This window comes from Microbacterium trichothecenolyticum (assembly GCF_000956465.1).
Lineage (GTDB): Bacteria > Actinomycetota > Actinomycetes > Actinomycetales > Microbacteriaceae > Microbacterium > Microbacterium trichothecenolyticum.
On sequence record NZ_JYJA01000024.1, the window covers coordinates 40,587 to 52,632 of the forward strand.

Genomic DNA, 12,046 nt, shown 5'->3' on the forward strand with positions numbered 1-12,046 from the left:
GGCTCGCGGGATGGCGTCCTTCTCGTTCGGCGCGGGGAACGCCCGAAAGCTCGCGACCATCCCGCTCTATGCCGCCGGACGCCTCCTCACCCTCCTGGTGCCCCGCTCGCGCGACGAGTGGGTGATCGGCTGTGCGGTCGGCATCGGTGACGGCGCGCTGGCGCTCTGGGAGGTGGCGGCCGCCGACGGACGCAGCCCTGTCTGGCTGGTCGGCTCGGCGAAGGAGGCGGCGGATGCTGCGGCCCGCGGCATCCGCACCGTTCCGAAGCATTCCCTGCGCGGGCTGTGGCGCACCGCGCGCGCCCGAGTGGTCGTCGTCACGCACGGATTCGGGGACGTCAACCGCTACGCGGTGTCGGGTGCGTTCGTCGTGCAGCTGTGGCACGGCATCCCGCTCAAGCGGATCGGGGTCGATTCGCCCGAGACGCTGAGGGTGCCCGGCGTCGTCGCTGCGACGCCGGCTGCCGGAGCCGTGCGCGGGCTGCTGAGATCGATGTACCGCGGCGCCGCGCGCCGCATCCGTGTGATTCCAGCCGCCTCGCATCTCGTCCGCGGCCGTCTCGAATCCGCCTTCGCATTGCCCGATGCGAGCGTGCCGGTGACCGGCGAGCCTCGCGTCGACGTGCTCTCCCGTGGCAGCGCCGAGGATCGCCGCGTGCAGGCCCGCGCCGCCATCGGGCGCGCCGTGCCCCGCGGGGGCCTCTCGACCCGCTTCGTGCTCTACGCGCCGACGTGGCGCGACGGCGCGGTCGACCCGGCGGTGCCGACCACGCAGGAATGGTCGCACATCGTCGATGTGCTGAGGCATCACGACGCGACGCTCCTCGTCCGGTCGCACCCGCTCGGCGCCGGCGACTACACCCCGCCGTTCCCGACCGACCGCGTGCACCTGCTCGGCAGTGACCTGGTCGCGGACGTGACCCCGCTGCTGCCCGGCCTCGACGCCCTCGTCACCGACTACTCGTCGCTCGCGTTCGACGCGTCGCTCGTGCCGCTGCCGACGCTGTTCCTCGCCCCCGACGTCGAGGAGTACGCACGAAGGCGCGGCTTCTACGGCACATACGCCGACGTGGCGGGCGCGGACTGGGCGATCGACTGGACGCAGGCGGCGACCCAGCTGGACGCGGTGCTCGGAGACGATGCCGAGCGTGCACGCCGCGTCGATCGGGCGATCGCGCTGGATGCGCGGGTGCACGCGTTCCGCGACGGGCGCAATGCCGAGAGGGTGTACCGTGCGATTCTGGCCGGAACGGTGCACGACGACCCGAGGGAAGGAACCGGATGACCGACGCGCGCTTCACGACGGAGGGGAGCCCGGCTCTCGTGCTCTCGGGCGAGGGGGAGCGGCCGGAATCCGTCGAGATCGTCGGTGCCCGTGCCCGCGTCACCGCGCGCCTCACCGGACGCGGCAAGACGTGGACGGCGACGCTGCCGCTGCGCGCCGCGCGCTGGGGCGGGCCCGAGCTGCCACTGCCCGCGGGCTCGTACGAGGTGCGGATCGAGGATGCCGCGGATCGCGGCATCCGTCCCCCCGAAGCGCTCCCGCTCACGCAGCTCGGAACCCTCCGAGCGAGCCTGGAGGGATGGACCTTGCGCGTCGGGCCCCCGATCGACCCCGCGTACGACTCCGGCGAAGGGCAGGACGCCCTCGAACGCCGCTATGCGACCCGACCCGCCACAGGTTTCGAGAACGCCGTGTTCTTCGAGAGCTTCTACGGCCGCAACGCCAGCTGCAACCCGCTGGCGATCGACCGGGAGGTCGCGCGCCGCGCGCCGGGCGTGACCCGCTACTGGAGCGTCGTCGACCTGTCGGTCGCCGTGCCGGACGGCGCGATCCCGGTGGTCGAGGGGAGCCCGGAGTGGTGGCGCGCCCGTGGCGCCGCCCGACTGCTCGTGGTCAACGACTGGCTGCGCCGCCGGTTCTCGCGGCGCAAGGGGCAGATCGTGCTGCAGACCTGGCACGGCACTCCGCTCAAGCGCCTCGCGCTGCACCGGCCCGGGTTCGACCCGCGCCGTACGGCGGCGGTCGTGCGCGAGTCGCGGCGATGGAACATCCTGTTGGCGCAGAATCCCTATGCCGCGCGCATCCTCGGCAAGGCGTACGCGTTCCTCACGCGTCCGGTCTGGGTCGAGGGGTATCCGCGCAACGATGTCCTGACCACGGGCGACGGCACCGCGACGCGCGAGGCCCTCGGCATCCGCCCCGGCGAGCGCGTTCTGCTGTACGCGCCGACGTGGCGTGACGACCGCGACCAGATCGTGGACTTCATCGACCCGGTCTCGCTCGCCGCGGCCACCGACGCGGTGGTGCTCGTGCGCGGGCACTCGCGCACGCTGCTGCCGGGACGTGACGCGGAAGGCCCACGGGTGATCGACGTCACAGGCTTCCCCGACACCTCGCTGCTGCTGCTCGTCGCCGATGCGCTCATCACCGACTACTCGTCCGTGATGTTCGACTACTCGGTGACCGGGAAGCCGATGTACTTCCTCGTCCCCGACATGGAGCACTACCGCGGCGAGCTGCGCGGGTTCTACTTCGACCTCGCCGCGCACGCGCCGGGCCCGATGGTGCGCACGCAGGAGGAGCTCGTGGCCGCGCTCGCCGCGGGCGACACCGCGAAGTATGCGTCCCGCTACACGCAGTGGCGCGACAAGTTCAACGCCCGCGATGACGGCCACGCCGCCGAGCGGGTCGTGGCACGCATCCTGGACCAGGGCTTCATCGACGCCTGACGGCGGGTTGCGCGGTGCACGTCACGGCAGCGGCGTGTTGCGGCTTCCGAGGCGGGAGGTGTCGACGGTGTCGTGTGCGCCGCCGATCACTCCGAGCAGGAAACCCCAGCCCCACGCGAGGTGCATGGACGGCAGCACCGCTGCGGTCCACAGCTTGTCGCGCCACCCGTGCCCGCCACCTCGGCCGAGAGCGACGGCGGCGATGAGGACGGCGTACGCGAGCACGGGGAGGTAGACGACGGATGCCGCCACCGACCACCATCCCTGCAGCAGACCGGTGAGCTGGAGCACGCCGACGATGATCCCCAGCAGGATCGTCAGCACGAGCGCCGGCGGCGCGAAGAACCTCAGCGAGTTGCCGCGCCCGAATCGCCGGACGAGCTCTCCCCGCCACCGGCCCGTCGCCGAGAACTGACGGACCAGGCGCGCCCAGCTCTCACGCGGCCAGTACGTCACGGCGAGTGAGGGATCGAACCAGACGCGGTAGCCGGCGCGGCGGATGCGCAGATTCAGCTCCCAGTCCTCGCCGCGCCGGATGCTCTCGTCGAACAGCCCGACCTCTCCGAGCACCTCGCGGCGCATGACGCCGAGGTAGGCGGACTCGGCCTCGCCCTCCTGCGTGCCGCCGTGGTACGCGCCGCCGCCGAGGCCGATGGGGGAGTTGTAGGCGCGCGCGACGGCCCGCTGGAACGGTGTGCGGCCGTCGGCGCGCATCACGCCGCCCACGTTCGCCGCGCGCACACGGTCGAGGGTCGCCAGCGCGCGTCGCGCGTAGGTCGGATCGAGTTCGGAGTGCGCGTCCACACGCACGACCGTGGGGTGCCGCGCGGCGCGGATCGCCAGGTTGAGGCCGATGGGGATGTCGGCGCCCGGGTTCTCGACCAGCACGATGCGGTCGTCACCGGCGGCGAGTTCGGCCGCCAGCGCGTTCGTGCCGTCCGTCGAGGGGCCGAGGGCGAGGATCAGCTCGGTCGGGCCGGGGACGTCCTGCGCGAGCACCGTCTCGACCGCACGGCCGAGGTAATCGCGCTCGTTGAGCACCGGCATCACGAAGCTCACGCCGGAACCCGGCGGAGGGACTGGAGCGTCCCTGCGCCCGTGTTGCTCGACATGCACGCGTCGATCATGTCACGAGAGCCCTGGGTAGGCTGGAAGCGTGGGTCTGGTCTCGGATGGAAAGAAGGCGGTCGCTCTCGTCCGCAAGGCGGTGCGGAATCGTTCGGCCGTGATCGACGTGCGGCGCACCCTCGCTGCGCGGCCGCCGCACCCGCCGTTCCAGTACCGGGTGGCCGTCTACTTCGCCGACGGCGCGGTCAACATGTACCAGATGCGGCAGTGGTACAAGCCGCTCGCCGACCTCGCCAAGACCTGGCCCGTGGTGGTGCTGAGCAGGGCCGCCACCGGCGCCGAGGCGCTGCTGGCAGACGGCGCGCTCCCGGTGGCGTTCGTCCCGACGGTGCGCGATCTCGAGCGCTTCATCGCCAAGCAGGACATCCGCGTCGTCCTGTACGTGAACCAGAACACGCGCAACTTCCAGATGTTCCGCTACGGCCGGCGCTGGCACGTGTTCATCAACCACGGCGAGTCCGACAAGATGTACATGACCACGAATCAGTACAAGGCGTACGACTACGCGATGATCGCGGGCGACGCCGCGCGCGAGCGGCTCTCGCGGGTGCTGTGGGACTACGACATCGAGCGCCGAACGATCCAGATCGGGCGCCCGCAGGCCGACCACTACTCGGGCACCCTGCCTTACACGCCTGACGAGCGCACGGTGGTGCTCTACGCGCCCACGTGGGAGGGGGACCGGCCGTCCGCCCACTACGGCTCGATCGCCACGCATGGCGAAGCGCTCGTGACCGCGCTCGTGGCCACGGGGCGCCATCGCGTCATCTACCGGCCCCACCCGCGTTCGGGAGTCGTGAACCACGAGTACGGGGCGGCGAACAAGCGCATCATCGCGGCCCTCAACGCGGCGAACGCCTCGGATCCCTCTGCCCGGCACGTCTTCGACGACGGGCCCGAGCTCGGCTGGCAGCTGGCCGCGGCGGACGTCGCGATCGTCGACATCTCGGCGATGGTCTACGACCGGCTCGCGGCCGACAAGCCGCTCATGGTCACGCGACCGGCTGACCCCGCCGCCGCGATCGACACGCACGGCTACCTGTCGGCCTGCGAGTGGCTCGACGCCGCCGCCGCGCCCGACATCGTCGCCCAGACCGAACGCGTGCTCGGCGACCCCGATGCCGTCGCGCGCCTGGAGGAATGGGTGACCCGCTACTTCGGCGACACCGCTCCGGGGGCGGCGACGGCACGGTTCCACGGCGCCGTGCAGCGCCTCATGGACGACTGGGACTCCTGGTACGCGCGGTCGGTCGCCGACGCCGAGGACGACGAGCCCGAAGACGAAGCGGAACTCGACGACGAGGGCTGAGCCCGGGCGATCCTCCGGCGGCGTCAGGCCACCGGGGTAGGACGCTCGACCAGGCGCGCGATCGCGCGCAGCGGGATCGCAACCCACGTCGGCCGGTTGCGGGCCTCGTAGATCGCCTCGTACACCGCTTTGTCGAGTTCGAGCGCGGCGAGGAGCGGATGCCGGGGGTCGAGCCCGCCCGCCGACGCGGCGTACCCGTCGACGAACGCCCCGCGGGCATCGCGCGCCCACGCGCGCACCGCGTCGGCGGAGCGATCCGGGTCGTCCAGGCGCAGCGAACCCGCGACGTAGTCGAACGAGCGGAGCATTCCCGCCACATCCCGCAGTGCGAGATCGGGCTGCGTGCGCTCGGCCATCGGGCGCAGCGGCTCGCCCTCGAAGTCGACCATGATCCAGCCGCGGTCGGGGGAGTGCAGCACCTGCCCGAGGTGGAAGTCGCCGTGGATGCGCTGCAGCGGCGGCCAGGGCACCTCGAGCGCGCGACGGTACACCGCCGCCGCGGCACCCCGCTGACCGGCGATCTCGGGAACCTCGGCCATGGCGATCGCGAACCTTCGCTCCCACGTGGCCGCCGTCGCCTCACGGTCGGCGTCCGTCGCGGTGCGGGTCGGGAAGCACTCCGCGAGGGCGACATGCACCTCCGCCGTCGCGGTGCCGAGGGCGCGCGCCGCGTCCTGGAAGTCGTCCGCTTTGGCGGCTGCCTGCAGCGCGGCGCGCCACGCGTCCTCGACCCCCGGCAGGAACTCCTGGGCGGAGGCGAGGGACCCGTGCACGGTGCCGTGCGCGGTGGCGAGGTCGGGCCACGTCCCCTCGATCGAGCCGACGGGGCGCGGCACATGCGGCGATCCGGCCCCGGCCAGCGCTTCCTGCAGCTCGATGTCGGGATTGAGTCCCGCGTGCAGCTGCCGGTAGACCTTGCAGATCACCGGAGCGCCGTCGCCCTCGAAGATGAGCGAGGTGTTCGACTGCTCGCCGGTGATCACGCGCGACGTCGCACCGGACGGAGCTCCGCCTGAGCCCGCGGCCCGCCCGATCGCCGTGGTCTGCGGCCCGTGAGCGGTGCCCCCGGCCGAGATGAGCCGCAGCAGAGCCCGGGCATAGGTGGGGTCGAAGGGGCCGTCGATGAAGGTCGTTCCCGGCACCGGGCTGCCGATGACGTGGTCGGGGTCCGCGCCCACGGTCTCCGTCGCACGCTCCACGACGGGGATCTGGTACAGGACGGCCGGGAGAGCCCCCTCATCCGCGACGAGGAATGTGCGGATGCGCGCGCCGACGTCCTCGTCGTCGGCGTCGCCGGATACCGTGCTCAGATCCCACCACGAGAGCAGGCGCAGGCTGGGCGGTCTCCCCTTCGCCGCGTACCACCGCTGCCGCGGCATCCACGCTGCAAGGCACGCCAACGTGCTGTCCATACCTGTGAGCGTATGCCCGTGGTCGGGGGCGTGTCGAGGACCCGCTGCAAGCGCTTGCAGAAAGCGCAGTGGAATTCCGCCTGCTACCCGTCCTCGCCGGATTCCTGGGCCTCGGCGATCTCGATGACCGGCGCCACCGGGATGACGATCGATTCGACGGCTCCTCCTCCGCCGACGGCGAGGTCGCCGAGGCCGAGGCCGCCGGGATCGACGGCTGCGCCATCCGTCAAGCGCTCCGCCCGCGTCTCGGCGCGCGCCGGCTCCGACGGGAGACCCGCCCACTCGACGGGCTCTTCGGGGAGCTTGCTGAACAGTCCCATGACGCCATTGTCACCCTGCGGGCGGGGAGGAGGCTCCGTCCTCGGTCGGAACGGGCGCTTCGATCGCCTGCGGCGGCCGACGGATCACGCGGGCCGTGATGCGGCGGGCACCGGACGCGCCGCGCGCGACACCGCCGACGACCGCCTCTCCGGCACGACGGATGCTGCGTCCGGCGAGGCGTTCGATCCGGTCGGCGCCCGGGCGCGGCTCGAGTTCGGGCGGGAGCACCTGCGGAGGCATCCCGAAGGCCCGCCGGGAGCCGGTGAGCACCCGTCGCCCGAGGATGTTGTTGCCGGCGCCGCCGATGGCCGCGCCGATGCCGAACGGCAGAGCCTTGCCGATCCACGACGCGCCGCCCCGCGCGGCGAACTGGCGGATGAACGTCGTCTTGAGCCGGTCGACGAGCGGCCCGACCGCGGCGCGGGGGAGCGATTTGGTGATCAGTTCGCCCCAGTAGCCCGAACGGGAGGGACCGCGACCGGCGGCCTGCCCGGCGAGCTGCGCGACGAGGTCGACGCCCTCCTTGCCGAGCATGAGCGTCAGCACCAGGGCTCGCGCCCTGTCAGGATCCGACACAGGGATGCCGTGCACCTCGGCGACCGACTGCGCGAACAGTGTGGTCGCCTCGAGGAACGCCACCGTCTCGACGCCGCTGAGCGCCAGCGTCACCCCCGTCCCGATCCCCGGAACGACCGCGGTCGCGCCGACCGCGGCGCCGCCGGAGGTCACCGCAGCGAGATAGCGCCGTTCGAGGATGCGGACGATGTCGGCGGGGGAGGAGTCCGGATGCCGTAGACGGATGCTGCGCAGGTGCGCGAGGACGACCGGCCGCTGGATCGCGAGCACCCGGTCGAGCGCACGGATCGTGAACGGATGCTCATCGGACCCAGCGGGCGGCAGCCCTCCCTGCCACGGCGCGTCGCCGGGGAGGGAGTGGATCTGGTGCACCTTGTCGGTCATCGCGCCGAGTCTATGCGGCCGAGTCTGAGCGCAGGACCGGGGTTGACAGCCTCGCGGCGTTGAGTCAGACGAAGAGGTTGGCGCGCTCGAGGTCCTCGGCGAAGTCCACCTCGACGGCGTACAGGTCCGAGATGTCGAGCGGCTCGAGCAGCACGCCGTCCTCGGCGATCGCGAGCTCGAGGCCGCGCTCGAAGTAGTCCTGGTCGTCGACGCGCGTCAGGTGGCGCATGAACGCCTTCTTGTCGCGGCTGGAGATGTAGTTGATGCCGACGGCCTCGCCGATGCCGCCCTTGACGGTCTTCGACAGCTCGTCGATGAAGCCCTCCGGCGTCACCGTGTACTTGACCTCTTCGTCGCTGACCTTGGAGGTGTTGACCGTGACGAACGACCGGTCGCGCTCGATGAGCTCGATGGCGCGTCCGAGCACGCGCGGGTCGAAGACGACGTCGCCGTTCATCCAGAGCACGCCGCCCTTGCCCGTCTTGGCGAGGGCGCGCAAGAGGCTCTTGGAGGTGTTGGTCTGGTCGTAGCGGTCGTTGTAGACGTAGTCGACGTCCGGGAACGCCTCGACGATGGTCTCGGCGCGGTAGCCCACGACGGTCGTGATCCTGGCTTCGCGGCCGAACGCGGCACGGATGTTGTCGTGCTGCTGCTGCATGATGCTGCGGCCGTCGCCGAGCTCCGTGAGGGGCTTGGGCAGGCTGCGGCCGAGCCGCGAGCCCATTCCGGCTGCGAGGATGACGGTCTGAAGGGTCAAAATCTGCTCCTGAAGTGCGTGATTCACTGCCGGTTCACCGGCGCGACACCCCTTCGTGCCTCGACCATGGTAGCGATGAGGCCTGGGAAGGCGCATAATGGGCGGCTCCCGTTGCCGATTTGTGACATAACGCGAATGCCGCGACGCGGCGAGACCAACTCCGCCGCGATCGGGCCCGCTTGATACGTTGGTTCAGTGACAGCCTCCCTCCCGGTGCCGAATGACATCGATCCGGAAGAGCCGGACCGTCACTCCAGCGCGCGCGTCGTACGCCTCGCAGATACGGTCTCACCGGTTCCCGACAAGCCCCGCCGCCCGCCGCGCAAGCCGCGCACCGACGAGAGTCGCGAACCCGCGCCCGCTCCGCGCAAGAAGCGCACGCCGGCTGCATCCAAGCCGAAGCCCAAGCCGAAGCCGGCGCCCGCTCCGGACCCGGGGCCGCCGCCGCCCCTTCCGAGCGATCTCGAGCTCGCGGCCAGCGCCGCCGCCGGCATCGTCGTTCCGCCGCGCCCGCCGCTTCCCGGTGCGGGCGATGGTTCGCCGGCGGATGCTGCCGAGGCGGCGTCCGTCGACCACGCGACGCCCGTCGACGACAGCGCGGCAACGGAGGACGCCGCGTACGAGACGGAGGCACAGGCCCAGCCGGAGGCCGAGTCCGCGCCCGTGGCCGAGCCCGCGGCTGAGCCGGAGGCCGTGATCGAGCCCGCGGCTGAGTCGGAGGCCGTGATCGAGCCTGAGCCCGAGCCGGAGCCCGCGATCGAGCCCCTGATCGTGCCCGAAGCCTCGATCGGGCCCGAACAGGCGGCCGAGCCCGAGGCCCCCGTCGAGAGCACGACCCTTGCCGAAACCGCGGCGGTGGTCGATGCTGAGCCCGTGGTCGAGTCCGCGCCCGTGGCCGAGCCCGCGGGGGTCGTCGAGCCCACGCCAGCGGTCGAGCCTTCTGATGCGCCCGCCGAGCCGGCCGGCGCCGCGGTGGAGCAGAGCGCCTCGCCTGCTCCGCTCGAGCCGACGCTCGCGCCGGCCCCGGAGGCGGCGACGACCCTCGACCCCGAGGCCCTGGCCGCGGCCGTCTCGCTGGACGCGGTCGCGTCGGCGGCTGCGGCATCCGCCGACGCCCTCGTGCTGCGCGGCGTCACCAAGCGGTTCGGCAGCACCCACGCCGTCGACGGCATCGACCTCACGATCCCGGCGGGCACGTTCTACGGTCTCGTCGGACCCAACGGCGCGGGCAAGACGACCACGCTCTCGATGATCGCGGGCCTGCTCGAGCCCGATCGGGGCACGATCCATGTCGGAGGAGTGGACGCGGCGGCCAAACCGCTCGCGGCCAAGCGGATGATGGGGGTCCTTCCCGATCGACTGCGCACCTTCGACCGACTCACCGGCCGCCAGCTCCTCTACTACTACGGGGTGCTGCGAAAGCTCCCGCCGGCCGTCGTCGAGAGCCGCACCGCCGATCTCGCACGCGCCTTCGACCTCGAGGACGCGCTGGGCCGGAGCGTCTCGGACTACTCGGCGGGCATGCTCAAGAAAGTCATGCTCGCGGGCGCGCTGATCCACTCGCCACGTCTGCTCGTGCTCGATGAGCCGTTCGAAGCGGTCGATCCGGTCTCGAGCGCGATCATCCTCGACATCCTCTCCACCTACGTCGCCCACGGCGGCACGGTGATCCTCTCGAGCCACGGCATGGACCTCGTCGAGCGCGTCTGCACGCGCGTCGCGGTCATCGTGGCCGGCCAGGTGCTCGCGGAGGGCACCGTCGACGAGGTGCGCGGCGAGCTGACGCTCGAGCAGCGCTTCGTCGAGCTGGCCGGAGGACTCAGCGACGTGGAGGGCCTCGAGTGGCTGCACACATTCTCCGACTGAGGCTCGCGCTGCTGGTCGGCACGTTCCGCGGTCACGCCGGCCATGTCGTGCGCGTGGTCAGTGCGCTGCTGATCCTCGCCGCCGCGACGGTGGCGGCCTGCTGGGCGCTGCTGACGCTGAAGGATGCCTCCACCGAGGAGGTGCTCGCCGTCACCGTCCTCGGGGGCTCGGCGGTGACCCTCGGCTTCGCGCTCGCCCCGTTGTTCGGCTCCGTGGAAGACCCGCTGGATCCGCGGCGATTCGCCCTGTTCGGCCTTCCGCGGGGCAGCCTCGCCCTCGTCCTCGCGGTCGCCGGATTCCTCAGCGTGCCGATCCTGGTGCTGCTCGCCGTCGCGGTGTGCTCCGCCATCGTGTGGGCCGACCACGGCGTGCCGGTGATCGTCGGAATCCTGAGCGTGCTGCTCGGGGTGCTCACGTGCGTCCTGCTGGCGCGCGTGTGCATGGCGCTGGCCTCGCTGTTCCTCCGCGACCGTCGATCGCGCGAGCTCTCGGGCGTCTTCGTGCTCGTGGTGCTCGTCGTCGTGGTTCCGGTGGGCGTCTTCCTCGCCTCGCTCGAATGGCAGGGGAGCGTCCCGCCGCAGCTGCTCGAGGCCGTGGACTGGCTGGCCCTCACTCCGCTCGGCGCCGCCTGGGCTCTTCCCGGCATGCTGATCACGGGTGGCGACGCGTGGCTGTCTGCGCTCATCGCGGTCGGAACCATCGTTCTGCTGGCGATGCTCTGGGTGTGGGCGGTCAATCGGCTGCTGACCACGACCGAGCGTCCGGGCACCGGTCGTGAGCGAGGCGGACTCGGCTGGTTCGGCGTCGCCCCGGGCACGCCCGGTGGTGCGATCGCGGCGCGCAGCCTCGTCTACTGGTTCGGCGACAGACGCTACGTCGTGAACGGCCTCGTGATCCCGTTCGCGGCCGCGATCACGGTGGTGCCGCTGCTCATCGCCGGCGTTCCGCCCGAGCTGGTCGCCCTCGTGCCGGTGCCGTTCGCGGCGCTCTTCCTCGGCTGGCTGCCGCACGACGACGTCGCCTACGACTCCACCGCTGTCTGGATGCACATCGCCAGCGGTGTGCGCGGCGTCTCGGACCGCATCGGCCGGCTGGTGCCCGTGCTGCTCGTCGGCGTCCCGCTGCTCGCCGTCGCGATCCCCGTGGCGACGCTGCTGCACGGGCGATGGGCGGTGCTCCCGGCCCTCACCGGTGTGTGCGCTGCGCTGTTCCTCTCGGGCCTGGGGCTCTCCAGCATCTCGTCGGTGGTCGCGCCTTACGCGGTGTCGCGGCCCGGTGAGAGCCCGTTCCAGCAGCCGCAGCGCACCGGCGCGAACGGCGCGATCGCGCAGGGGAGCGTCATGGCCGGCGCGCTCGTGGTGTCGGCACCGGTCCTGTGGTGCGGCTGGCTCGCTCTGCAGGGGGACACGGATGCCGCGGACACGGCGCTGTGGGCAGGCCTGGCAATCGGACTCGGCGTGCTCGTGGTCGGCATCGGCGTCGGCGCCATCGTCTTCGAGCGTCGCGGCGGGCGGCTCATGGAGTTCGCGGAGTCCACCTGACTCCCGCGGACGGGCCCCA

General features: G+C 71.9%; 10 protein-coding genes. 5 read left to right on the forward strand and 5 right to left on the reverse strand.

Annotated elements, in window-relative coordinates; genetic code table 11:
* Positions 1 to 10: 10 nt before the first annotated feature.
* Both RS82_RS03180 and RS82_RS03185 read left to right on the forward strand, forming a co-directional pair.
* Complete coding sequence (locus RS82_RS03180; protein WP_045296859.1) at positions 11 to 1,285, forward strand: CDP-glycerol glycerophosphotransferase family protein; 1,275 nt, start codon at positions 11 to 13, stop codon at positions 1,283 to 1,285.
* Positions 1,282 to 2,733, forward strand: a complete 1,452-nt coding sequence (locus tag RS82_RS03185; protein ID WP_045296860.1) for a CDP-glycerol glycerophosphotransferase family protein — start codon at positions 1,282 to 1,284, stop codon at positions 2,731 to 2,733. Before RS82_RS03180 ends, RS82_RS03185 begins: the two co-directional genes overlap by 4 nt.
* Positions 2,734 to 2,754: 21 nt before the next feature.
* On the opposite strand, the gene RS82_RS03190 is transcribed toward RS82_RS03185, so the two are convergent.
* Positions 2,755 to 3,792 carry a glycosyltransferase family 2 protein gene (locus RS82_RS03190; RefSeq protein WP_245619497.1) on the reverse strand — a complete coding sequence of 346 codons (1,038 nt, stop codon included), beginning with the start codon at positions 3,790 to 3,792 and terminating at the stop codon, positions 2,755 to 2,757.
* Between the two features lie 97 nt (positions 3,793 to 3,889).
* Between RS82_RS03190 and RS82_RS03195 the strand changes: the two genes are divergently transcribed.
* Positions 3,890 to 5,170, forward strand: coding sequence for a CDP-glycerol glycerophosphotransferase family protein (locus RS82_RS03195; protein WP_045296861.1), 1,281 nt, complete (start codon positions 3,890 to 3,892; stop codon positions 5,168 to 5,170).
* Positions 5,171 to 5,193: 23 nt separating this feature from the next.
* Here the strand turns inward: RS82_RS03195 and RS82_RS03200 are convergent, their stop codons facing one another.
* The 4 genes from RS82_RS03200 to RS82_RS03215 form a co-directional block, all read right to left on the reverse strand.
* Complete coding sequence (locus tag RS82_RS03200; RefSeq protein WP_045296862.1) at positions 5,194 to 6,582, reverse strand: maltokinase N-terminal cap-like domain-containing protein; 1,389 nt, start codon at positions 6,580 to 6,582, stop codon at positions 5,194 to 5,196.
* An 83-nt stretch (positions 6,583 to 6,665) separates the two neighbouring features.
* Positions 6,666 to 6,902 carry a hypothetical protein gene (locus RS82_RS03205; protein ID WP_045296863.1) on the reverse strand — a complete coding sequence of 79 codons (237 nt, stop codon included), beginning with the start codon at positions 6,900 to 6,902 and terminating at the stop codon, positions 6,666 to 6,668.
* A 10-nt stretch (positions 6,903 to 6,912) separates the two neighbouring features.
* Positions 6,913 to 7,863, reverse strand: a complete 951-nt coding sequence (locus RS82_RS03210) for a hypothetical protein (protein WP_045296864.1) — start codon at positions 7,861 to 7,863, stop codon at positions 6,913 to 6,915.
* A gap of 64 nt (positions 7,864 to 7,927) precedes the next feature.
* On the reverse strand, positions 7,928 to 8,620 hold the full coding sequence (locus RS82_RS03215; protein WP_045296865.1) for a phosphocholine cytidylyltransferase family protein: 693 nt from the start codon (positions 8,618 to 8,620) through the stop codon (positions 7,928 to 7,930).
* A gap of 195 nt (positions 8,621 to 8,815) precedes the next feature.
* On the opposite strand from RS82_RS03215, the gene RS82_RS03220 reads away from it, so the two are divergent.
* Both RS82_RS03220 and RS82_RS03225 read left to right on the forward strand, forming a co-directional pair.
* The gene (locus RS82_RS03220) at positions 8,816 to 10,486 is read left to right on the forward strand and encodes an ABC transporter ATP-binding protein (RefSeq protein ID WP_342666931.1); all 1,671 of its coding nucleotides are present in this window, start codon (positions 8,816 to 8,818) and stop codon (positions 10,484 to 10,486) included.
* A complete protein-coding gene (locus RS82_RS03225; RefSeq protein WP_045296868.1) occupies positions 10,462 to 12,027 on the forward strand; it encodes a hypothetical protein in 1,566 nt (521 codons plus the stop codon). Before RS82_RS03220 ends, RS82_RS03225 begins: the two co-directional genes overlap by 25 nt.
* The last annotated feature ends 19 nt before the right edge of the window (positions 12,028 to 12,046 follow it).